Origin of the sequence: Bacillus cereus group sp. MG9 (assembly GCF_040459995.1) — a bacterium.
Lineage (GTDB): Bacteria > Bacillota > Bacilli > Bacillales > Bacillaceae_G > Bacillus_A > Bacillus_A mycoides.
On record NZ_JARVHC010000001.1, the window covers coordinates 2,972,768 to 2,993,949 of the forward strand.

Here is a 21,182-nt window from a genome sequence, read left to right on the forward strand (position 1 = left end):
TGCCATATATTAAATATCTTAGCAATATATAAATCCTCATCAATCCGATGAGGTAGAGGTTGCGACTTTTAAAAGTAAAATGGACGAGACACAGCGAATGTCACTGACTCCGTTTGAAAGGAAAAGTTGCCGAAGTTTATATTTCTTCTCTGGAAATATGAGCTGGGGCTGTCTCCGAAAGGAACAGAACTGTCACGTTTACAAAATTACCGTGTAAACGTGGTGTGCTATCTTAACGGAAGGGTATGATGGGGTGGTTATTTGTGAAACGTTCCGCCTAATTCCTTTGGCGGTTTTTTGTATTTTTCTCCCCCGCTCCTTCCTAACCTACAAGAAAAGGAGTGTTGAACATGAATAGCGCAACAAATCAATCTACCTCTAAAACGCAAACTACACAAGGACAAGGTGAATTAAAACGCGGATTAAAATCTCGTCACCTTACGATGATTTCTCTCGGTGGTACAATTGGTACCGGATTATTTCTTGCCAGTGGTGGTGTTATCCATTCAGCTGGTCCTGGCGGTGCATTAGTCGCATATGCCGCAATTGGAATTATGGTTTATTTTTTAATGACAAGCTTAGCAGAACTCGCGGCTTACATGCCTGTTACTGGATCTTTTAGTACTTATGCAACAAAATTTGTTGATCCATCACTTGGTTTTGCACTTGGATGGAACTATTGGTATAACTGGGCGATTACGATTGCAGCTGAACTAGCGGCCGTAACATTAATTATGAAATTTTGGTTCCCAGATACCCCTTCTCTTATTTGGAGTGGACTTTGTTTAGCTATTATTTTTCTCTTAAACTATTTATCTGTTAAAGGTTTTGGTGAATCTGAATATTGGTTCGCACTTATTAAAGTAGTTACTATTATTATCTTTTTAATTGTCGGTTTTATGATGATTTTTGGAATTATGGGCGGCGAATCGGTCGGCTTTAAAAACTTCACTGTTGCAGATGCACCATTTAATGGCGGCATCATGGCAATTATCGGTGTATTTATGGCTGCTGGTTTCTCATTCCAAGGAACTGAATTATTAGGAGTAGCTGCTGGTGAAACTGCTGATCCAGAACGCAATATTCCAAAAGCAATTCGTTCTATCTTTTGGCGTATTATATTATTCTACATTTTAGCAATTCTCGTTATCGGTTTATTAATTCCTTATACGACTGATAGCCTTGCAGCAAGTGATGTTACAGTAAGTCCATTTACACTTGTATTTGAAAAAGCGGGCGTTGCCTTCGCTGCTTCTGTTATGAACGCTGTTATTTTAACTGCAGTACTTTCTGCTGGTAACTCTGGAATGTACGCATCAACTCGTATGCTTTGGGATTTAGCTCGCCAAGGAAAAGCACCAAAGTTCTTAGGAAAATTAGATAGCCGCGGTGTACCTGTTAACGCATTAATCGCAACATCAGTAGTTGGTAGCGTCGCTTTCATCGCTTCTTTATTCGGTGACGGTGTTGTATACATTTGGTTATTAAATGCTTCTGGGATGTCAGGATTTATTGCTTGGGTCGGGATTGCTATTAGTCATTACCGTTTCCGTAAAGCTTATATTGCACAAGGGAAAGATTTAAAAGATTTACCATATCAAGCGAAATGGTTCCCGTTCGGTCCAATCTTTGCATTTACACTTTGTGTTATCGTTATTTTAGGTCAAAACTACGGAGCATTTACAGGAGCATCTATCGACTGGAACGGTGTACTCGTTTCTTACATCGGTTTACCACTCTTCTTAGTACTATGGTTAGGCTATAAATTTACTAAGAAAACGAAAGTCATTCCACTTGATAAATGTGAACTGAAATAGAGTATAGCAAAACGAGCAAACAAATTTGTTTGCTCGTTTTTTTATTACAATTCCATTTACTTCCCTATTTCTTATCTTTTTGCAATAATAAAGTAAATACACTTAAAGGTTGGGATCACATGAACATTCGTATTACTGATGAAGCAAAAGCTGCTATACATAGACTAGAACGTGAAGACAAAAAGATCATTCGTATTAGAGGAACAATGACAAACTCTTGCAGCATTTTTGTTGATGTTGATTTAATTTGGGATACATATAATGCGGATGATGTTGTATATGAAGATGAACAGCTTATTATACAAATGGACTCATTCACGAAAGACTACACTGGTGGTACGTTAAAACTTGATTATAAAACAACTGGTTTTAGTATTACGACTCCAAGTGAGACGTTGGTGTATGGGTTGTCGATTAAAAAATAAACATTGTTTTTATCCGACCAATGGGGTGAAAAAATGGGTAAATATGTTCCGTTAAAATTTTTATTTAACGAAGAATTAGCAGAAAAAATGGCTGATTCTATTTCTAAACACGTTCCTAATTTCTCTAAAAAAAATTTTGTAGATTCCGTAACATATAAAGTTGAAAATTTAGAGTTAAAGCAACGTATAGAAGTAATAGCAGATGAATTACACAATGCATTACAAAAAGATTTTAATGAAGCAATACATATATTACTGAAAACATTAGGACCAGAAAATACAACAGAAGTCGGCACATTTACAAAGGGTTATATGTATATGCCTATCGCAAAATACGTTGAAAAATATGGACTTAACGATTTTGAATCCTCATTCAATGCAATGTATGAAATAACAAAAAGAAATACTGCTGAATATGCCATTCGTCCTTATCTTGAAAAATACCATGAAGGAACCTTGGACATATTGCAGCAATGGTTACGTGATGAAAACAGCCACATCAGGAGATTAGTTTCAGAAGGTACTAGACCAAGACTTCCTTGGGCAAAAAAAATAGGAGCTCTGAAAGGTGACTTCAGAAATAATTTAAAGCTTCTTGAGCCATTAATGAATGACCCTTCTAAGTATGTTCAAAAATCTGTAGCCAATCACATTAATGATATTACGAAAGAAGATAACGAACTCGTTTTTCAATGGTTGCGAGAATTACTCGATAAAAACCATCCTGTTAATCCTTGGATTATGAAACATGGATTAAGAACGGTAATAAAAAGTGGGACTTTGCCAAAAGATTTTTGTTTTTAAGTATTTGTAAAGAAAGCAACAATCTATATGAAAACAGCTAATAATAAAAACGTTTATACTTCATTTGGAAGTATAAACGTTTTTTCTTTTTTAAACATTAACCCTGCCTTAAAATCTTATGAAACATTTCCGGTTTATGTTGATCAAAAGCATCTATTAATTCTTTTCCAAATATCGTTATACTCTTCTCCCAAGGATGGCCTAAATACCCCCACTTAAAGTCCTTCTGAATAAAGAAATAATAATCTCCATTTGGAAAAATCGGGATTGTCCACTCATCAAATTCATTTCTATCAAACTTTAAATGTGGATTTACCCAGTAACATTCATGTTGCCAATCAAGTGCCATTATATATTCATCCGATACTGTATTCTCTTTAAAAACTAGTAATGCTTTTTCTTCCAGGTCGTCATATACATTTAAATCTACCGATTCTCCAAAGCAATGAGAAATATCATATGTCACAAAAGGACTTGGCACCTTAAATGATGGGAATATAGAAATACTTGGTGAAAACTCAAAATCACTATATACCCTATCCCATATTTGATCGCTCTCTTTGTCTGTAAACTTCATCCAATTTTTCATTAAACAACTGCCTTCCCTTATAATTCCAAAGGATTTTCACTCGATACTCCCGAATATATAAATAACCATTCTCGCAAGGAGCTAATTTATATGAATCTATTCGAACACGAAACATAAAACCGTTCCACTTTAATAAGAGGTCCTCCCTTTTTCTTTTCTTACTATATCATTTATTAACGAAATAGGAGGACAACAATATGAAACGTGATCCATTATTTTCAGCACTATTAGAAAGTGCAAAGACTAACTTTAGCGGCTGGGATTTCTCTTTCATTTCAGAAACTGGCCGTATGAATAGCGAGCCCCTATCATGGTCATACGGTAGCACTGCTTTCCAGCTTATGCAACGTGCAAAATCAATGCTAGATATGGGGACTGGTGGCGGAGAGTTTTTATCTATGTTACAACCGTTCCCGTCAACTATTTATGCGACTGAGGGCTATGCTCCGAATGTCCCAATTGCACGAAAGAAATTAGAACCTTTAGGAGTTATAGTCGTAGAAGTGACTGATGATACTGCTTTACCATTTCAAGATGGTCAGTTTGATTTAATTGTGAATCAACATGAATCCTATTCTGCTTCTGAAGTGAAAAGAAGTCTTTCCATCAATGGAACATTTCTTACACAACAAGTCGGTGGTCTTGATTGTGCGGAACTGAATGAGCAGTTTGGCACACCGCTGAATAGCGAATTTTCAAGTTGGTCACTCGAAACGGCATGTAGTGAATTGAGGAAAAATGGATTTACTATTTTAGAAGCGAAAGAAGAATTCCCTCTTCAGCGTTTTTATGATGTCGGTGCTGTTGTCTATTACTTGCAAGCAATTCCGTGGCAAATTCCTGATTTTACAGTAGAAAGCTATAACGAGGAATTATATCGCATACATGAGATTATCTTGCAAAAAGGATATTTCGATGTGAAGCAACACCGCTTTATTATTAAAGCAAATTATGAAGAGTAAAATTTGAATTAGCATTCCTTGTAAAAAGCCAAATTCCCATAAAGAATTTGGCTTTCTCTTCGTATTTTAACGTTTCTTCTCTTATTGAGAAACGAGATATTTTTCATATCGTTTTTTCGTATTATCTTCTATCAAAAGTGTAGTTTTGTAATCAATAATATTCCGATTATCATATATGAATATATGCTCTAAATTGTTGTCCTCACTTAATAATGTCGGTAAATATCTTTGCAAATTGCTAACTACACCTCTATTATCACCATCTAATATCCAATCAATTGACTTCCATTCTAATATACCTTCATGAGTGCTTACTGGCGTATCAATATGTACTCCATCTGGTAAATCAGCTAGGAATACATACATTCCTTCGCTACCCCGAGGTTCGTCTTTAACTTTAAAAATAACATTCCCTTTATACGTTACACTTGGAAGCTCTATTCCCGTTTCCTCAAAGGTTTCTCTAATGACTCCTTCGTATGGCGTTTCATACTCTTCTATTTTCCCTCCGACACCATTCCACATTCCCATTGTCGGCTTCTTGTTTCTATTTAGTAGAAGTATTCTATCTCCTTTTCTAATGAAGCAAATTGTGTACTTATACATACGATCATTTCCTTTCATTTACATCTTCTTTTGTAAGCAATTCATTTTCCACATGTGTTATTTGGCTTATTTTCACGTGAAAACACTCGCCTTATAATCCCTTACCACATAATATATAGTACAACTTTCATACGTAAACTCTTTACGTATGAAAGAATCCTTTTTAGAAAGGAGAATTCAAAATCGATAACATTAGTAGCGAATTTCTAAAACAATATTACGACAGCAACGTTTGGTTACATGGTACACACTGGTTCGGGGTTCCAATCTGCAAACTTCCTTCTGATCTCTTTTTGTATCAAGAAATATTATACGAATTAAAGCCTGATTTAATTATTGAATGCGGAACTTTTTACGGTGGTAGTGCACTGTTTTTAGCTTCTATGTTAGATTTAATTGGAAAAGGTCACGTACTTACTATCGATATAACTCCGCAACCAAATCGGCCATCCCATAATCGAATTACGTATTTAACAGCTTCATCTGTTTCTGTACAGGCCGTCCAATCAATATTAAGTATGCGCAAACCTGATGATGTGATTTTAGTTATTTTAGATTCTGATCATAGTAAAGAACATGTATCGAAAGAACTCTTACTTTATAAATCTATTGTAACCACTGGCAGTTACATTATTGTAGAAGATACAAGTATTAACGGAAATCCTCTCCTTCCTGATTGGGGCCCTGGCCCAATGGAAGCTGTGGAAGAGTTTTTAACTAAAAATAGCAATTTCATAATCGATGAATCTAAACATAAGTTTTTCATATCATTTAATCCAAAAGGTTTTTTAAAGAAGATAAAGTGAAACTTTAATAAGTGGGGTTTTGTGAATCCCCACTTATTTTATGATTTTCATTTTCGAAAAAGGATAGTACACAAATTCCACTTTTCCTATTATATTATCTTCTTCAATATATCCTAAACCATTTCGACTATCCTTACTTTGTTCACGATTGTCTCCCATTACAAATAACTTATTTGGCGGAATCTTTGTCTTTTGAAAATTATAAAACACTTGTGTATTGTTATATAAATCTTTATTTATATAAGGTTCATCTTGCTTTTTGTCATTTACGTATACAGTTCCATTCGTTATGTTAATTACGTCACCAGGAAGCCCTATTACACGTTTCACATAATATTTCGACTCATTCTCTTCCTTAATAATGACGATTTCTCCGTGCTGTAAGCTAGAAAAATGTACCGCAGCTTTATTTACAAATACGTAGTCTTCTTCATGTAAAGTTGGCTGCATTGATTTTCCTTCCACTTTACATAAAGTGAAAGACTGGTACGTTACTACTAGGACAAATATAAATAGTATGTACTTTCCCCAACCTCTCTTATTCTCCTCTTTCATATCCATTCCCACCTTATCAAAACACTTTTTAACTCAAAAATATATCACTGCACCTGTTCATTTGCGCAGTGATATACTACAATTTGAATTTTTTACTGTGCCTTACTCGGCTATTGTGTTACTGGGACTGGACTTACACCCGATCTCTGCGTTTTTAAATCAAAATATGCATCCAAAACCTCTTTACCAATTGCAGAATTAATACCTGATTTATCATTATTTACCCATGGCACAACAACAGAAAAAGCAACTTCCGGATCAGCATCATATGGCGCATACCCGGCGAGAGTTAAATTATAACATTTTTTTCGATAGTTGTTTTCATCTCTTCCAATATCACTTTCTCCACCGTACACTGTTTCTGCTGTCCCTGTTTTCCCAGCCGGTTTATAAGGTAATCCTTTAAAAGTTCCAGCACCGGTCCCATCTACCTCTTGGAAAACTCTTCTAAACCCTTCTTTCACATGATTTATATATGAAAGATCCATATCCACTCGATTTAACACGACTGGTTCCATCGATTGCATAACTTTCCCGACTTCCTCTGGTCTATTCGGTTGCTCTCTAATTTCTTGTACAATTTGTGGTTTCATTCGGTAACCACCATTTGCAATCGTTGACATATATTGCGCAAGCTGAAGCGGCGTATATGTATCATATTGTCCAATGGCGTAGTCAAGTAAAAAACCAGGTATATTATCTGTTCTACCCATTTGACCAATCGATTCATTTGGAAGGTCAATACCGGTTGGTACACCTAAACCAAATTGTCTAAAGTAATAGCGCATTTTATTGAATGTTTCTTGCCTAATATCTAACGGATTGTTTGGTACATAATCAATCCCCGCAATCTTTAACGCCGTATTAAACATGTAGACATTGGATGAAACTTGCAATGCTCTTAAATCATCAATATCTCCAAAGTCTTTCCACGATTTCTTCGGCTTCGAACTTCCTTTAAAGTACATTGGTGCATCAAAGAAATGCGTATATGGCTTAATAGCTTCTGTTTGATATCCCGCTAATACCGTAGCTCCTTTCACCGTTGATCCTAACTCGTAAGAACTTATCATCGTTCCTAAAGCGTAGTCTTCTATTTGAATCCCGCCATCTTTATTTACAATTTTCTTTCCTGCTAATGATAGAATTTGACCATTTTTCGGATTCATCATAACGACGAATGCACGATCCATCATCGGTTCAGAAGAATGAAATGCCCTTAAATTCCTTTCAAGACTTTCCTCCACCTTTTTCTGTAAATCCATATCAACTGTTAACATTAAATTATTTCCACTTTTTCCTTTTGTCACTTTTTCAGTCCGAATAATATTTCCAGCTTTATCCGTAATATTTTTAGACTGTTCTTTCGTTCCATGTAACACATCTTCGTATTGTTTTTCGATGTAACTCTTACCAATACGATCATTTCGGTTATAATCTCGCACTAAATAATAGTCTAATTGCTCCCTTGGTAATCCCTCATTCTCAGTAGAAACACTACCAAGTACAGAACGTAGTATTTTGTCATTTGGATATTCGCGCTCCCAATCCACAGTCGTATCTACGCCTGGCAAGCTCGATAATCCTTCACTCACTACTGCATATTCATTTTGACTTACATCTTTTTTGACGATTTGTGGCGTCATTTTATATCCCGCATTCATTTTGCTTTTAATTGCTAGTACTTCTATATCCTCTTTCGAAAGCTCGTTTAATTCTTCTTGTGTAATTCTTTCTCGTCTCAACTCTTCTACTTTCTTATCTAAGTCTTTCCCTTCTATTTCCTGTTTCCTAAATTTACTCTCATCTTCTTTCGTTACTTTTGTTGCTGCACGTTTTTCATTTAACTGCATCCAAAAATCTTTTTTATCTGTCTCTGTTAACTTGTCCATATCTTCTTGCGGCATTTCAATTAGCTTTGCTAAATTTCTTGCCACTATTAAAACCTCTTTTGAGTCCACTCCTTTCATCTTCGTATATGTAACAGTTCGTAACGGTTTATTATTTACAATAACTTTCCCTTCCCGGTCAAACATCTTCCCTCTCGGAACTGGAGTACTCACCGTTATATCTTCCTTTTTATTCACTTCATTTCGATACGTTTCTCCGTCGATGATTTGTACTTTACCTAATTGAATAATAATAGCTGAAAATAAAAGAAAAACGATAAAAAATAGTACATTTAACCGAAATGGAATATGAGTCTTTTTCTTTTTCGACTGTTTCTGTTTCTCCTTTTTCTGTCTCATTTTGCTCCCTCGCTTCATTCTATTAACATTTCTACGCATGAACCATTATGTATTAAATTTATTTATATGCTATATATAGAATTTTATATTAATTACAAAAGAAATAAAAGATTTAATTTTCAGTTTTCTATTTTATCATCCTATTTATTACCATTCCCCTTATACGCAATAACATGAATATAATTCATACAAAAAAACTGAGGTGGACATCATTCACCTCAGTTTCTTTACGAAAACAAAAACTTATTTAATCGAAGATAACCCTTTGGCAAATTCACCAATCTTATTTTGAAAAACAAAATCAAAATTGTATTCTTGCCCTGTTAACTCTTCATTTACTAAAATTGTTGTTGCGCCTATTTCTCTCTTTGCGATTTCTGGGAATGAAGCGACAGGCTGTACTTTGAGTGATGTTCCCATTACAAGAAGTACATCTGTTTCATATAAACGTTTGATCGCATTTTGATATTGAGGCAGTGTATCTCCGTATAAAACAACATCTGGATTTAGAATGAAATTACATTTTTCACAACGCGGCACTTCATGATCAATCATATATTGTAAATCATATCCCGCTTTACACTTCGGACAATGCGCAGTTTGAAGTGTTCCATGTAAATCAATTACATGTTTACTACCACCTACTTGATGCAAACCATCAATATTTTGCGTTAAAATCGTTATGTCTTTCCCTTGTTCTTCTAGCTCCGCTAAAAAGCGATGCCCTCGATTTGGTTTATATTGATGAAACGTATTAATTTGAAAGATTTCTTTATAATGCTTCCAAAACTCTTTCGGATTTCTATTATAATAGCCTCTCGACAAATACATCTCTACATTCGCATCAGCATATAATCCATTTGCTGAACGAAAATCTGGGATACCACTTTCCGTACTTGCACCAGCACCTGTTAACACTGTAATTTTCTTCGCTTTTTCTAAAATTGAACGTACTTCTTCAAATTGCACAAAAATCACCTCTAAGTATATTCCTAAACTTATTATACCAGTTGTTTACAATAGGTGTTGTACAATTCATTTTACTTACTTCATTGCATGAATTAACCCCCAACTTTTTGGGTGTAATTAAAGTTTCAAAGATAACTACTGTTCAATTAAGTCAACAATATACGTAGCATTCTTAGTAGCTAAAGCACTCTCACAATCAATTCTGGATTGTTTAGAGGTAGATTCAGTGAAAGGTGTGTCTAATGAGCAAATGACGATTTTTCAATTCATTTAGAAAGCAGCCAGAAGGCTGCTTTTCTTCATCGGTAGGCTTAGATAGTTATGGACTACTGGGAGCCTCTTAAGTTATACTTGTATAATATCAAAAATTAATAAGGGGTAATATTAACATTATGAAAGAAAAAAACGAACTTGTTCAAAGTATTCCTCAAACAGGATTTTTTGGGCATCCAAAAGGATTATTCTCTTTATTCTTCACTGAGTTTTGGGAAAGGTTTTCTCATTACGGAATGAGAGCTATTTTACTGTATTATATGTACTATTCAGTCGCAAAAGGTGGATTAGGAATTGAACAATCTACCGCAACCTCGATAATGGCAATTTACGGTTCCTTACTGTTCATGTCTAGTATTATCGGTGGATGGATATCGGATCGTTTATTTGGTCCAAGTAAAACCGTATTTTTTGGTGGCGTTTTAATTATGATTGGCCATCTTATTTTAGCTTTACCGGGTAGTAAAAGTGCGTTATTTATCTCTATGGTCTTCTTAGTTCTAGGAACAGGGTTGTTAAAGCCTAACATATCGAACATCGTAGGAAGTTTATACAGTGAAACAGATGCGCGTCGTGACTCAGGGTTCAGTATATTCTACATGGGTATTAACTTAGGTGCCTTACTTGCACCTTTAGTTGTCGGAACATTAGGTCAGCAATATAATTTCCACCTTGGTTTTGGAGTTGCGGCAATTGGTATGGCAATTGGGTTAGGGGTATTTGTTGGAACAAAACAGAAAAACCTTGGTCTAGTCGGTACGCAAGTACCTAATCCATTATCAGATTCGGAAAGAAAAAAGACTATTAAGTATTTCAGTGTTGGTCTAGTTGTATTAACATTGCTAGGTGTGGTTACAATTCCAACTGGGTTGTTAACTATAAATCGTTTTACATTCCTGATTAGTATCTTAGGGATTGTTATTCCAACCTATTATTTCATTTATATGTATCGTAGTCCTAAAACAACAAAAGTAGAGCAATCTCGTCTTCTTGCGTATATACCACTCTTTATTGCAGCTACAATATTTTGGTCTATACAAGAACAAGGTGCTATTATCTTAGCGACATACGCGGATCAACGAACTCAATTACAGTTCAATGGAATTACATTGCATTCCGCTTGGTTCCAATCATTAAGTCCAATCTTTATCGTAACGCTTGCCCCGATTTTTGCATGGGTTTGGATAAAGTTAGGCAAGAAGCAGCCTTCAACGGCAAAAAAATTCGCTATTGGATTGCTATTTGCAGGTTTATCATTCTTAGTTATGATTATTCCGGCTTTAATCAACGGTACTCACTCTTTAGTGAATCCTATGTGGTTAGTCCTTAGCTTCTTTTTAATTGTAATTGGAGAAGTTTGTTTATCTCCTTCAGGGTTATCAATAACGACGAAGCTGGCTCCAGCTGCTTTCTCTTCGCAAACCATGAGCTTATGGTTCTTATCAACTGCGTCTGCGCAAGCAATAAATGCCCAAGTTGTTAAACTGTATAATCCTGCAACAGAAGCAATTTACTTTGGTATTATTGGTGCTATCTCCATTTTAGTTAGCATCCTGCTGTTTACATTATCATCAAAAATCCAAAATTTCATGAAGGGACTTCAATAACGGTCTCTTATTGAAATGAACAAATACAAGTTTCTATGTGAAGAGTAGCCAAATGGGTTACTCTTTTTTGTAAAAGTTAGATAAATATCGCATTCTTACCGTACTTATATTTAAATTTATCAGTTTTGAAAAATCATAGTACAATTAACAATTCTGATGATTATCTCTTACCCAGTTATACTTTACTAATGGAAAAAATTCACTCTGTTTGTTTTACATAAAAATGGTGTGATATTTTTTATCACACCATTTTAAAATCATTACTTTGTATGTCTTTGAGTTTATCAGAACTTAACTTTTTATCCATTCATATAGACGAAAATTCTACATCATTAAGAAACTATTTAAAAAGTTTCCTTTTATTTGGAACAATTCCATATTTGTTAGAATACTCCCATTGCAACCTTTCTCTTTATATTCTATACTGCATCTTCAATTACAAAATACAAACACACAAAGAGGGCTGCATCAGCCCTCTTTAATTAACATGCTTTTTACTTAATGCGTCGCACCGCCGCACGCTACAATATCTACTTCCACTTCCGTCGTTACCTCGATTGCTAATTCTATCCCTTTACTAATAGTAGAAAGTGACATACTCGGTTGACCTGGATAGTTACTAGCTTGTTCTGGTAAAAACGGAATATGAACAAATCCACCTTTTATTTTCTTATCATGTTTCTCTAGTTCGTGCATGAGACCATAGAATAAATGATTACAAACGAATGTACCTGCAGTTTGTGAAACAGATGACGGTATACCTTCTTCGCGAAGTTTTTTGACGATTGCTTTCATCGGAAGTGTAGACCAATACGCGGTCGATCCTTCTTCTACAACCGGCATATCCACCGGCCTGTTCCCTTCATTATCAGCAATTCTAGCATCATCAATATTAATTGCTACACGCTCTATCGTAATATCTGGTCTGCCCCCAGCTTGTCCAATACATATAATAATGTCAGGTGTCAGTTCTTCTATATATGCTTTTAATATTTGTATTGATTTACGAAATACGGTTGGCACTTGTTTACTAATAATCTTGTACTCTCCGATTGTTTTTTCATGCAAACTTTTTGCGACTTCCCAAGCTGGGTTGATGCTTTCTCCGCCGAACGGATCAAATCCTGTTACTAATACTGTTTTCATAGTTTCACTCTCCTAATTAGAAACGATATACAAGGCCGTACATGATAAACATATTTATAATGAAAATGGAAAGAGCAATTGGTACTTGCGCCTTAATGACTGCATTCTTATCTTTCAATTCTAACAGCATCGCCGGAACGATGTTAAAGTTTGCTGCCATTGGAGTAAGCAATGTTCCGCAATATCCAGCAAACATACCGAGTGCTGCCATAATAGCTGGATTTCCTCCGTGCATTTGTACAATTAGAGGTAATCCGATTCCGCCAGTGATTACTGCAAACGCTGCGAATGCATTCCCCATTACGACTGTAAATAGCATCATTCCTAAACAATACGCCATAACAGCAACGAATGGATACTCTGTCGGTAACACTTGTCCGACTAAATCAGAAACAACTTGTCCAACGCCAGACTTCGCGAAAATACCGCCAAGTGCCGCTAACATTTGTGGTAAAATAACTGCCCAGCCAACAGCTTGTAATAACCTACTTCCTTCTTGAACAGGCGTTGTTATTTTCGCTTTTGTAATACGCATCGCTGCAATGAATGCGAGTAATGCCCCTAACGCTAATGCAACTAATGTTACTTTATCTGGATCAACAAGCGCGACATTTCCCCATTTAATTTTTCCTAACGTTAACGTACCGATAATTGTAAAAATAGGGATTAATATTGCAGGCATGAAAATTTTATTCTTTAATTTCTCAGCATGTTTCACACGTTCTTGTACTGGTACTTCTTTCTCCTCTGATTTTGTTACTTTATTTAATGAAGCTAACACGACCATAGTGAGCACAATACAGCCCGCATAAAATGAAGGTATTACATTTCCGAATAAAAATGTAACTGCAAACAATGCCCAAAATAAGCTAGAACCAAATCGGTTTGGATGTTCACGATCAAATGCAATACGAACAGCGATAAATGCAACGATGATACCTAATACATAATAAATTGTATCCATTGTTATGATGTTCATCTTATATAGCCTCCTTCTCTTGGTTTTCTTCTGCCTTCATTGTTTTCTCTATATACTTATCAAATCTTCTAAACCTAATCCAGCTCACAATAAGGGCAGATATCGCAGTTGGAATACCCCAAAGCGCCATATCCCATACACCGACATGCATACCTACTGAATCGAAGAACCCTTTCATTAATAAAATGGCACCAGTTGCGATAAAAATATCTTCTCCGAAAAACCAAGCTGTATTTTCCGCAGCTGCTGCATTTGCTTTTATCTTTTCTCTCAATTTTTCAGGGAGTTTACCATATTTACCTTGCGCAGCTCCTTCTGCCATTGGCGCAACAAGCGGTCTTACCGTTTGCGCATGACCACCAATATTTAGTCCAAGTGCTGCTGATGATTCTCTTATCGTAAAATATGACATTAATACTCTTCCAGTTGTTGCTCCTTTTGATTTCGTTATAAGTGCTTCTGCTCTTTCTTTTAATCCATAACGCTCTAAAATCCCAATTACCGGTAAAGTTAGTATGATTGGCATAGACATATATCTATTTTCTATGAAAAATTTACCGAACATGCTGATGACATCATAAAAACTTAATCCTGAAACCATCCCCGTAACAATACCCGCAACCATTACTACTAACAGTGTATTTAGCCTAAATAAAAATCCAACCGCAACAAGTAAAATTCCAATTAATTTCACCAATTTTAACACTTCCTCTCATATTTAATCCCGCTAATTAAAGTTTCACTTTATTTGGTGCGCATATAGAAATACCATTAAGTTCGAATGTTCTGTATATTTTTCCCGCAAATTGGACTGCTTTCTCTCCATCCCCGTGTAAACATATCGTTTGCGCTTGAACTGCTACTTTCCCCCCATTAACCGATTCTACATACCCTTCCTTCACCATTTGAAGTACTTGTTTTATCGCTTCATCTTCATTTTTTATAAGAGCATTTTCTTCTGTACGGCTCGTTAAAGTTCCATCCTGCTTATACGTGCGGTCAGCAAAAGCTTCTTGTACGAGAGTTATATTATATTTTTCTGTTGCCTTTATAAATGCCTCACTATTTGCTAATCCGTAAAGTAATAATCCAGGATTAATATGATAAATTGCCTTTGCGATTGCATCTGCAATTGCTGAATCAGTTGCCGCCATATTATATAAGGCACCGTGCGGTTTTACATGTTGCATTTTCCCTCCAGCAGCTTTAACAAATCCGTCTAATGCGCCAATTTGATATAAAACATAATCGTATACTTCACTTGCTGAAACGTTCATATTCCTTCTCCCAAATCCAATTAAATCAGGAAATCCAGGATGCGCCCCTATTGCTACGTTATGCTGCAGAGCTTTTTCAACCGTTTGCCGCATAACGGCCGGATCACCAGCATGAAAACCACAAGCAACGTTTATAGAGGAAACGAACGGAAGAATTTCATCATCATTCCCCATTTTATAAGCTCCAAAACTTTCTCCTAAATCACAGTTCAAATCGATTGTAGTCACGATGTTTTCCTCCTAATCTCAGCTTCGTAAAGCGATGAATTTATTTAATAGACTCATACTTGTTTCCTGCTTTATATATAATTGTGCAGCTTCTTCCATAGTTATTTTTTCAAAAGTTACATAGTCTCCTGGTTTCAGCTGCGCTAGAAGAGGTAAATCTACTGAAATTACATTTCCAATTCTCGGATAACCGCCTGTCGTTTGTCTATCCGCCATTAATATAATAGGCTGTCCACCATTTGGTACTTGAATTGTTCCGAATGTAACTGGGCTCGATAAAATTTCTATCTCTTCAACTCTATTTAAAACTTCTCCGTCAAGCCTATATCCCATGCGATCAGCATAATTGGACACTTTATACTCTTTCGTAAAAAATGACTTTATACTTTCTTCTGTAAATTGATCATATTCAAAGTCTGTTATAACGCGAAGAATAGGATGCTTCTTATATTTTGGTAAAGCATTGTTACAAATTGCCCACTTCGTTTTTATACGCCCTTCTTCTTGTAAATTTTGAATGAAACGACTCGCAACTTCTGCCCCTGTACCAATTTGAAAATAATCTCCCTTTTTCAGCATTCTCCCTTCAATACCGCCAAGAGCAGCACGTATGTAAGTACTTTTACTTCCCATCGTATGATCAATATTTATACCACCCGCAAAAGTCACATACGCCCTGCAACCGCTTTTCGCTTTTCCGAGACAAAGCATGCTTCCTTCTTCAGCTAATATGGGACGCCATAATGGAATGCGTTCTCCATTTAATAACGGTTCCATATCTGCTCCACCAATCGCGAGCAATGTCGTTTTCTTTATTAACAATTTAGGTCCCATTATTGTAATTTCGAGTCCCGCCTCATTCTCTTCATTACCTACTAACATATTAATCATCCTGAGCGCATTTTTATCCATAGCCCCGCCAACAGGTACACCGTATTGCTGATAATGAAATCGCCCTAAATCTTGGACTGTTGTAAACATTCCAGCATGTAAAACCTCTACATCCATTCTTTAGCCCCCTCAAGCGATACGTACTCTTCCTTTGTTATTGGTATAAAACGTAAATACATACCACTTTGAATATATGTTGGTGTTTCTTCTTTTGGATTAAATAGAGAAATAGGTGTTCGGCCGATAATATTCCAGCCTCCTGGTGTTTCAAGCGGATAAATACCCGTTTGATTTCCGCCAATCCCTACTGAGCCAGGAGCGATTTGTAACCGTGGTGTTTCTTTTCTAGGTGTTTCTAGTTCTTTCGGTAACCCTCCTAAATATGGGAACCCAGGTGTAAAACCTAACATATACACGAAATATGTTGTTTCACTATGTATTCGAATAATATCCTCTACTTGTAAGCCTTGATAATGCGCAACCTCTTCTAAATCAGGTCCATATTCTCCCCCGTAACACACTGGTATAGAAATATGTTTCTCATCTCGGTTTACTTCTTCTTTATATGAATCACACAGCTCCCGTATATACTGGCAAACATAATCATATGGTCTTATATTTCTATCATTTTTCATCCATACTTCGTACAAATTGTAGTACACCGCTAATGAAGTAAACGACGGAACGCATTCAACCATTCCTGCAAATGGATGCCGCCTTAGCGCTTGAAATAACCGTTGCACTTTTTCATATATATCCATCCCAATTTCTTCACCAAATGTAACAATAATTGCTTGATCCCCTAACGCAGAAAATTTCATCCCACTCCCTCTTTCTATGCCAAAAAGCCGAGTTCTTTCGAAATGCGGTATGCTGTTTCTTTCACTTTCGCAGTAAAATATGAAATGTTACTTTCGCTATACTCAATTGCTAATCCCGAAATACTAATGCCTGCTACAACCGTTCCATCACTTGCAAAAATTGGTGCTGCTATAGCCGCTGTATGATTTTCTAATTCAGAATAACTAATTGTGTACCCTTCTTTTTTCGCCATATGTAATACTTCTAACAAATGCTCCTTATTCACGATCGTCCCATCTGCAAACTGTTTTAAATCTATTTCCTCTACGTACTTTCTTTTCTCTTCCTCAGAAAAATACGATAATAAAATTCTCGGACATGCACCCGCATACAGTGGTGCTCTTCTTCCAACCGCCGTATAAACACGTACTGGCTGAACTCCCTCCATCTTCTCAACATAAATTGCGTCATTACCATCTTGAATAATTAAATTTACTGCTTGCCCTAAACTATCTCTAAGCTCTTTCATATAAGGTATCGCAATATTTCTTACGGATAACCTTTGTGAAACAAGTTGACCAAATCGTAAAAAAACGACTCCGAGACGATACTTTCCCTTTTCTGTTTTTTGTAAAAAGTCCATTTCTTCTAACGAGCCAATTAAACGATAAACAGATGTTTTCGGCATATTCGTAAGCTGAACCATCTCTGTTAAACTTAGCTCTTCATGCTCATAAAACAACTCTAAAATATCCATTGTCTTAACTGCCGTTTTATTTATACTCATCCTATCTCCTTTTTGTTCCGAATTTCGGAACTTAAATTCCGTTTTTCGAAACAACCATATAATTTAAAATTATAAAATATTCTTTCAATTCTATCAATATATTTTTCACAAACAAAAAAAGTATGGAAGAATATTTCTCCCATACTTTTACTTTACTTTATAACGCTCTCACTTGTTTCAATGGCCAGAAAACAGCTTGTCCTTTTCCGACAATTTCATCTTCTGAAATAAATCCAAACATACGACCATCTTTAGATACTTCACGATTATCTCCTAAAACAAACACTTGGCCCTCTGGCACTTTCGTTTTCCCTGTGATTTGTTCTAACGTAAAATCAGGAGTTAATACACGACCTGACGCCTTTTCTTTAAATTCTTTTAAATACGGTTCTTCCATCGCTTTTCCGTTTACATATAAAACATCATCTTTATACTCAACTGTATCACCTGGTAAACCAATTACTCGTTTTACTAAATCGTACCCTTCTTTTCCGTGGAAGACGATAACGTCAAAACGATCTAACCCGCTTATACTATAACCAATCTTATTCACGAGAACTCGCTCATTATTTTCTAAAGTTGGCATCATCGATTCACCTTGTACTAATGACGGCGTAAATAGCACCCCACGAACGATAAAGGCAATCGCAAGTGTAATACCTATCGTCTTAATCCATGAGATCAATTCTTTCTTCGTATTTGTCTTCATCGTCTCTCCTCTTTCTTACATACTTACTTTATTATTTCAACTAACTCTTGTACTAAATTTAGGTCAATTTCAGAAAAACATGACTTACCTTCTCTAACCGCTGTACCTACATGCGCCTGCGTAATTCCAGTTTCATCTAGCAATTGTTTTACATTCTTTTTCGTTACTCCGCTTCCGACAACAAGCTGTATATTCCCTTCACTTTCCTTTTGCATTGCTGCAAGAACCGGAATATTATCTACTACATTTCCTTGTCCGCCTGAAGTTAAAACGTGAGTAACTTTATTGAATTTCTTCAAAACTTTCATCGCTTCTACTGGATTTTCTGTATCATCTATCGCACGGTGATACGTTACATTTATTCCATCTACAACAGATAATAACTCTACTAATTTCTCTTCATCAACTTCATTTTGTTCATTTAACACACCTAATACAACACCAGCAGCTCCAAGATTTTGAGCAACTACAATATCTTCTTTCATCATTGCAATTTCTTCTTCCGTATATGTAAAAGACTTCGCATGCGGACGAATCATAACATGAACTGGTATTTGCACTGCTTCTACTGCTTTTTTTATAAAAGCATAGCTCGGTGTTAAACCACCTTCTGTATATGATGAAATGAGTTCAATTCGATTTCCACCAGCCTTTTCAATTCGCTTCACATCTTCTAAACAAGTTGCAATAACCTCTAGCATGAGATAACCTCTTTTCGTACTTTTTTCTTATTATACAGTAGGTGAAATAAGAAACATAGCATTCCACTATAAAACTATAAAAAGAAGAATGAAAAGAAAGATTTATTGAATTGATAATAAATATCATATATGTTATGTTTCCCTTAAAATTATACATTCTTATATCCTTATAAAAGGAAAGAAATATATGATTCTTACAAAAAAACGGTTCGTTATCTCTAGTTCATTTATTGTAATTGCATCACTTTGCGCGATTACTTTATTAACAAAACAAAATACAAAACTAGATTCCTCAACTTCAAGTATAGAAACAGAAACGATTACCCTTTCATCAAGCAATAAAGAAGAAACTCAAACCTTTCGTTCATCTTCATTTAATAACTCAACTGTATTCAGAGGCGATACTGGTACAGGCTTTGACTTTAGTGGCCAAGGTGACTTACATATTACAATTAAAAATACTAGTACAAACAGTTTTACCTATTCAATTAAATTCAAAGAAGATCGTTTAGTCAAACACACGTTACAGCCAAATGAAAGTGAATCCTTTCCTTTACGTTCACTCATCGCCAATCCTTTACCAGGTGAGTATTCATTATTTGCACATAATCAAGACGGTTCTGAAAGTAGTATGAATCTTGAAGTGCAGCCACAATAGAACAAAATAAAAAGGCTATCCTCTTATCAAAAGAATAGCCTTTTTATTTTGTAAAACGAGAATTCCCTCTTCTTTGAACAATGACATAATACATGGAATTATATCAACGATTCAACATAGAATACCGATTCACCGACAACGAAAAGCCTGTTCCTGAACGGAACAGACTTTATATTTCTTCATTACGACCGAAACGCCGCATCCGCCAGCATAGATAGTGTTGCATCATCCATCGGCGGATTGTGTAGTCCTGCTCTTACGTTTAAATAATAACGATGAAGCGGATTTTTTTCTGATAAACTTTTCGCCCCGACAATACGCATTGCTTTATCTACAATAGATATTGCCGCGTTCGTTACAACATATTTTGCAGCTGCTAGTTCGGCTTGCAATGATAATTTATCTTCTGCCTCATCGTATTTTTTCGCAATTTGATATAAAAAGACACGAGCTTGCATAAGCTCAAGTTCTAATTCTCCAACTAACCTTCTAACATTCGGTAATAAACTTATAGAATGATTTAAACTGTTTGGCTTGTATGATACCGCAAACTGAACTGCATAATTTCTTGCTGATTGTGCAATTCCTAAATAACATGCTGGTATATGTAGCAACCAGCCAATACCCTTAGCTTTAACTTTTGAACCCTTTATATCAGTGAAAAAGCGATCTGGTATCTCTACATTTTGTAAAACGAGATCATGGCTCGCAGTTCCTCGCATTGCGATGCTATCCCACGTTTCTTCAATTGTCACGCCTTGCGTATTCTTTGGAATGACAAACTCTCCGATATCTTCCTGGCCTTCAATACTTGCTGAAATGATAAAATAATCAAGTACTGGTGCCATTGTCGTAAACGTTTTTCTTCCATTTATAATCCACTTCTCACCTTTTTTGACAGCTAACGTCTCTGGTTTCCCGCCGCGAGTAGGACTACCTGTATTCGGCTCTGTCGCTGCTCGATTAAAAAGCGCACCATTACGTACTTCTTCACAAAACCAAGTGAACATTTCCTCATTCCAAGAACGATTTTCAGCTAATTCCTTTACAATGCCAAGGTGCCATCCAATCGATAATGCGGTAGCACCGCAGCCTTCTGCTATTTTCTCTTGAAATAAAACGAAGTCATATAAAGAAATCGCATTGCCTCCCAATTCTTTTGGCAACGTTAATTTCGTATATCCGATATCTTTCAAATTATTAATATTTTCATACGGAAATGATCCTAATTCACTTAGTTGATGCTCCCTTTCCATGAACTTCGGAATCAATTTATTTATTTGTTCAATAACTAAAGATTGTTCTTCTGTTTCAACAAATGAGAGTGCCATACATAATCTCCT

Annotated in this window: 22 protein-coding genes and 1 riboswitch; of the genes, 7 read left to right on the forward strand and 15 right to left on the reverse strand. The window is 35.8% G+C overall.

The annotated features are described in order from the left end of the window. Positions 1-45: 45 nt before the first annotated feature. Positions 46-238, forward strand: a riboswitch (Lysine riboswitch). 112 nt (positions 239-350) lie between these two features. From QCI77_RS15295 to QCI77_RS15305, 3 genes are all read left to right on the forward strand, one after another. Then, positions 351-1,817 (forward strand): amino acid permease, encoded by a 1,467-nt coding sequence (locus QCI77_RS15295; protein WP_016095732.1) that lies wholly within the window; start codon positions 351-353, stop codon positions 1,815-1,817. A gap of 119 nt (positions 1,818-1,936) precedes the next feature. Beyond that, positions 1,937-2,242: an iron-sulfur cluster biosynthesis family protein gene (locus QCI77_RS15300; protein ID WP_002013598.1), complete on the forward strand. Its 306-nt coding sequence runs from the start codon at positions 1,937-1,939 to the stop codon at positions 2,240-2,242. Positions 2,243-2,275: 33 nt separating this feature from the next. Continuing rightward, positions 2,276-3,046 carry a DNA alkylation repair protein gene (locus tag QCI77_RS15305; protein ID WP_353825170.1) on the forward strand — a complete coding sequence of 257 codons (771 nt, stop codon included), beginning with the start codon at positions 2,276-2,278 and terminating at the stop codon, positions 3,044-3,046. 97 nt (positions 3,047-3,143) lie between these two features. Here QCI77_RS15305 and QCI77_RS15310 read toward each other — a convergent pair whose 3' ends face one another. Further along, positions 3,144-3,635: a DUF2716 domain-containing protein gene (locus QCI77_RS15310; RefSeq protein ID WP_193653747.1), complete on the reverse strand. Its 492-nt coding sequence runs from the start codon at positions 3,633-3,635 to the stop codon at positions 3,144-3,146. A 197-nt stretch (positions 3,636-3,832) separates the two neighbouring features. Here QCI77_RS15310 and QCI77_RS15315 point away from each other — a divergent pair, with 197 nt between their 5' ends. Then, positions 3,833-4,597: a class I SAM-dependent methyltransferase gene (locus QCI77_RS15315; RefSeq protein WP_201031324.1), complete on the forward strand. Its 765-nt coding sequence runs from the start codon at positions 3,833-3,835 to the stop codon at positions 4,595-4,597. A gap of 81 nt (positions 4,598-4,678) precedes the next feature. Here QCI77_RS15315 and QCI77_RS15320 read toward each other — a convergent pair whose 3' ends face one another. Further along, positions 4,679-5,203 (reverse strand): NUDIX hydrolase, encoded by a 525-nt coding sequence (locus QCI77_RS15320; RefSeq protein ID WP_341114643.1) that lies wholly within the window; start codon positions 5,201-5,203, stop codon positions 4,679-4,681. A gap of 182 nt (positions 5,204-5,385) precedes the next feature. On the opposite strand from QCI77_RS15320, the gene QCI77_RS15325 reads away from it, so the two are divergent. After that, positions 5,386-6,009: a cephalosporin hydroxylase family protein gene (locus QCI77_RS15325; protein ID WP_078178857.1), complete on the forward strand. Its 624-nt coding sequence runs from the start codon at positions 5,386-5,388 to the stop codon at positions 6,007-6,009. A 33-nt stretch (positions 6,010-6,042) separates the two neighbouring features. Here the strand turns inward: QCI77_RS15325 and lepB (QCI77_RS15330) are convergent, their stop codons facing one another. From lepB (QCI77_RS15330) to QCI77_RS15340, 3 genes are all read right to left on the reverse strand, one after another. Next, positions 6,043-6,564, reverse strand: coding sequence for a signal peptidase I (gene lepB, locus QCI77_RS15330; protein ID WP_044443120.1), 522 nt, complete (start codon positions 6,562-6,564; stop codon positions 6,043-6,045). 110 nt (positions 6,565-6,674) lie between these two features. Beyond that, on the reverse strand, positions 6,675-8,831 hold the full coding sequence (locus QCI77_RS15335; protein ID WP_353825171.1) for a peptidoglycan D,D-transpeptidase FtsI family protein: 2,157 nt from the start codon (positions 8,829-8,831) through the stop codon (positions 6,675-6,677). A 225-nt stretch (positions 8,832-9,056) separates the two neighbouring features. Then, complete coding sequence (locus tag QCI77_RS15340) at positions 9,057-9,782, reverse strand: NAD-dependent protein deacylase (protein WP_353825172.1); 726 nt, start codon at positions 9,780-9,782, stop codon at positions 9,057-9,059. A gap of 392 nt (positions 9,783-10,174) precedes the next feature. Between QCI77_RS15340 and QCI77_RS15345 the strand changes: the two genes are divergently transcribed. Continuing rightward, a complete protein-coding gene (locus QCI77_RS15345) occupies positions 10,175-11,662 on the forward strand; it encodes a peptide MFS transporter (protein ID WP_016101120.1) in 1,488 nt (495 codons plus the stop codon). Positions 11,663-12,160: 498 nt separating this feature from the next. Here the strand turns inward: QCI77_RS15345 and pcp are convergent, their stop codons facing one another. From pcp to QCI77_RS15390, 9 genes are all read right to left on the reverse strand, one after another. Beyond that, positions 12,161-12,808 carry a pyroglutamyl-peptidase I gene (pcp, locus tag QCI77_RS15350; RefSeq protein ID WP_353825173.1) on the reverse strand — a complete coding sequence of 216 codons (648 nt, stop codon included), beginning with the start codon at positions 12,806-12,808 and terminating at the stop codon, positions 12,161-12,163. Positions 12,809-12,824: 16 nt separating this feature from the next. Next, the gene (locus tag QCI77_RS15355; RefSeq protein WP_353825174.1) at positions 12,825-13,787 is read right to left on the reverse strand and encodes a DUF979 domain-containing protein; all 963 of its coding nucleotides are present in this window, start codon (positions 13,785-13,787) and stop codon (positions 12,825-12,827) included. 1 nt (position 13,788) lies between these two features. Next, positions 13,789-14,484 carry a DUF969 domain-containing protein gene (locus QCI77_RS15360; protein ID WP_002127994.1) on the reverse strand — a complete coding sequence of 232 codons (696 nt, stop codon included), beginning with the start codon at positions 14,482-14,484 and terminating at the stop codon, positions 13,789-13,791. Between the two features lie 34 nt (positions 14,485-14,518). Next, positions 14,519-15,292 (reverse strand): 5-oxoprolinase subunit PxpA, encoded by a 774-nt coding sequence (gene pxpA, locus QCI77_RS15365; protein ID WP_353825175.1) that lies wholly within the window; start codon positions 15,290-15,292, stop codon positions 14,519-14,521. Positions 15,293-15,310: 18 nt separating this feature from the next. Continuing rightward, positions 15,311-16,300 (reverse strand): 5-oxoprolinase subunit C family protein, encoded by a 990-nt coding sequence (locus tag QCI77_RS15370; RefSeq protein WP_113770525.1) that lies wholly within the window; start codon positions 16,298-16,300, stop codon positions 15,311-15,313. Next, entirely contained in the window at positions 16,291-17,004 is a 714-nt protein-coding gene (pxpB, locus tag QCI77_RS15375; RefSeq protein ID WP_088292170.1) for a 5-oxoprolinase subunit PxpB, read from the reverse strand. The genes QCI77_RS15370 and pxpB overlap by 10 nt, the downstream gene beginning before the upstream one ends. Before the next feature lie 14 nt (positions 17,005-17,018). Then, positions 17,019-17,771 carry an IclR family transcriptional regulator gene (locus tag QCI77_RS15380; protein ID WP_113770526.1) on the reverse strand — a complete coding sequence of 251 codons (753 nt, stop codon included), beginning with the start codon at positions 17,769-17,771 and terminating at the stop codon, positions 17,019-17,021. A gap of 157 nt (positions 17,772-17,928) precedes the next feature. Next, positions 17,929-18,480 (reverse strand): signal peptidase I, encoded by a 552-nt coding sequence (gene lepB, locus QCI77_RS15385; RefSeq protein ID WP_002084707.1) that lies wholly within the window; start codon positions 18,478-18,480, stop codon positions 17,929-17,931. Positions 18,481-18,503: 23 nt separating this feature from the next. Continuing rightward, positions 18,504-19,181 (reverse strand): copper homeostasis protein CutC, encoded by a 678-nt coding sequence (locus QCI77_RS15390; RefSeq protein ID WP_353825176.1) that lies wholly within the window; start codon positions 19,179-19,181, stop codon positions 18,504-18,506. Between the two features lie 187 nt (positions 19,182-19,368). Between QCI77_RS15390 and QCI77_RS15395 the strand changes: the two genes are divergently transcribed. Further along, positions 19,369-19,839: a hypothetical protein gene (locus QCI77_RS15395; RefSeq protein WP_088039689.1), complete on the forward strand. Its 471-nt coding sequence runs from the start codon at positions 19,369-19,371 to the stop codon at positions 19,837-19,839. A gap of 182 nt (positions 19,840-20,021) precedes the next feature. On the opposite strand, the gene QCI77_RS15400 is transcribed toward QCI77_RS15395, so the two are convergent. After that, positions 20,022-21,170 carry an acyl-CoA dehydrogenase family protein gene (locus QCI77_RS15400; RefSeq protein WP_088292176.1) on the reverse strand — a complete coding sequence of 383 codons (1,149 nt, stop codon included), beginning with the start codon at positions 21,168-21,170 and terminating at the stop codon, positions 20,022-20,024. Between the last annotated feature and the right edge of the window lie 12 nt (positions 21,171-21,182).

Bases quoted from the DNA above. Each gene is read 5' to 3' on its own strand.
- QCI77_RS15335 (WP_353825171.1), bottom strand. From the start codon at position 8,831: ATGAAGCGAGGGAGCAAAATGAGACAGAAAAAGGAGAAACAGAAACAG.
- QCI77_RS15305 (WP_353825170.1), top strand. From the start codon at position 2,276: ATGGGTAAATATGTTCCGTTAAAATTTTTATTTAACGAAGAATTAGCA.
- QCI77_RS15380 (WP_113770526.1), bottom strand. From the start codon at position 17,771: ATGAGTATAAATAAAACGGCAGTTAAGACAATGGATATTTTAGAGTTG.
- QCI77_RS15395 (WP_088039689.1), top strand. From the start codon at position 19,369: ATGATTCTTACAAAAAAACGGTTCGTTATCTCTAGTTCATTTATTGTA.
- QCI77_RS15390 (WP_353825176.1), bottom strand. From the start codon at position 19,181: ATGCTAGAGGTTATTGCAACTTGTTTAGAAGATGTGAAGCGAATTGAA.
- lepB (WP_044443120.1), bottom strand. From the start codon at position 6,564: ATGAAAGAGGAGAATAAGAGAGGTTGGGGAAAGTACATACTATTTATA.
- QCI77_RS15320 (WP_341114643.1), bottom strand. From the start codon at position 5,203: ATGTATAAGTACACAATTTGCTTCATTAGAAAAGGAGATAGAATACTT.
- QCI77_RS15355 (WP_353825174.1), bottom strand. From the start codon at position 13,787: ATGAACATCATAACAATGGATACAATTTATTATGTATTAGGTATCATC.
- QCI77_RS15295 (WP_016095732.1), top strand. From the start codon at position 351: ATGAATAGCGCAACAAATCAATCTACCTCTAAAACGCAAACTACACAA.
- QCI77_RS15310 (WP_193653747.1), bottom strand. From the start codon at position 3,635: ATGAAAAATTGGATGAAGTTTACAGACAAAGAGAGCGATCAAATATGG.
- lepB (WP_002084707.1), bottom strand. From the start codon at position 18,480: ATGAAGACAAATACGAAGAAAGAATTGATCTCATGGATTAAGACGATA.
- QCI77_RS15400 (WP_088292176.1), bottom strand. From the start codon at position 21,170: ATGGCACTCTCATTTGTTGAAACAGAAGAACAATCTTTAGTTATTGAA.
- pxpB (WP_088292170.1), bottom strand. From the start codon at position 17,004: ATGAAATTTTCTGCGTTAGGGGATCAAGCAATTATTGTTACATTTGGT.
- pcp (WP_353825173.1), bottom strand. From the start codon at position 12,808: ATGAAAACAGTATTAGTAACAGGATTTGATCCGTTCGGCGGAGAAAGC.
- QCI77_RS15300 (WP_002013598.1), top strand. From the start codon at position 1,937: ATGAACATTCGTATTACTGATGAAGCAAAAGCTGCTATACATAGACTA.
- QCI77_RS15370 (WP_113770525.1), bottom strand. From the start codon at position 16,300: ATGGATGTAGAGGTTTTACATGCTGGAATGTTTACAACAGTCCAAGAT.
- QCI77_RS15345 (WP_016101120.1), top strand. From the start codon at position 10,175: ATGAAAGAAAAAAACGAACTTGTTCAAAGTATTCCTCAAACAGGATTT.
- QCI77_RS15315 (WP_201031324.1), top strand. From the start codon at position 3,833: ATGAAACGTGATCCATTATTTTCAGCACTATTAGAAAGTGCAAAGACT.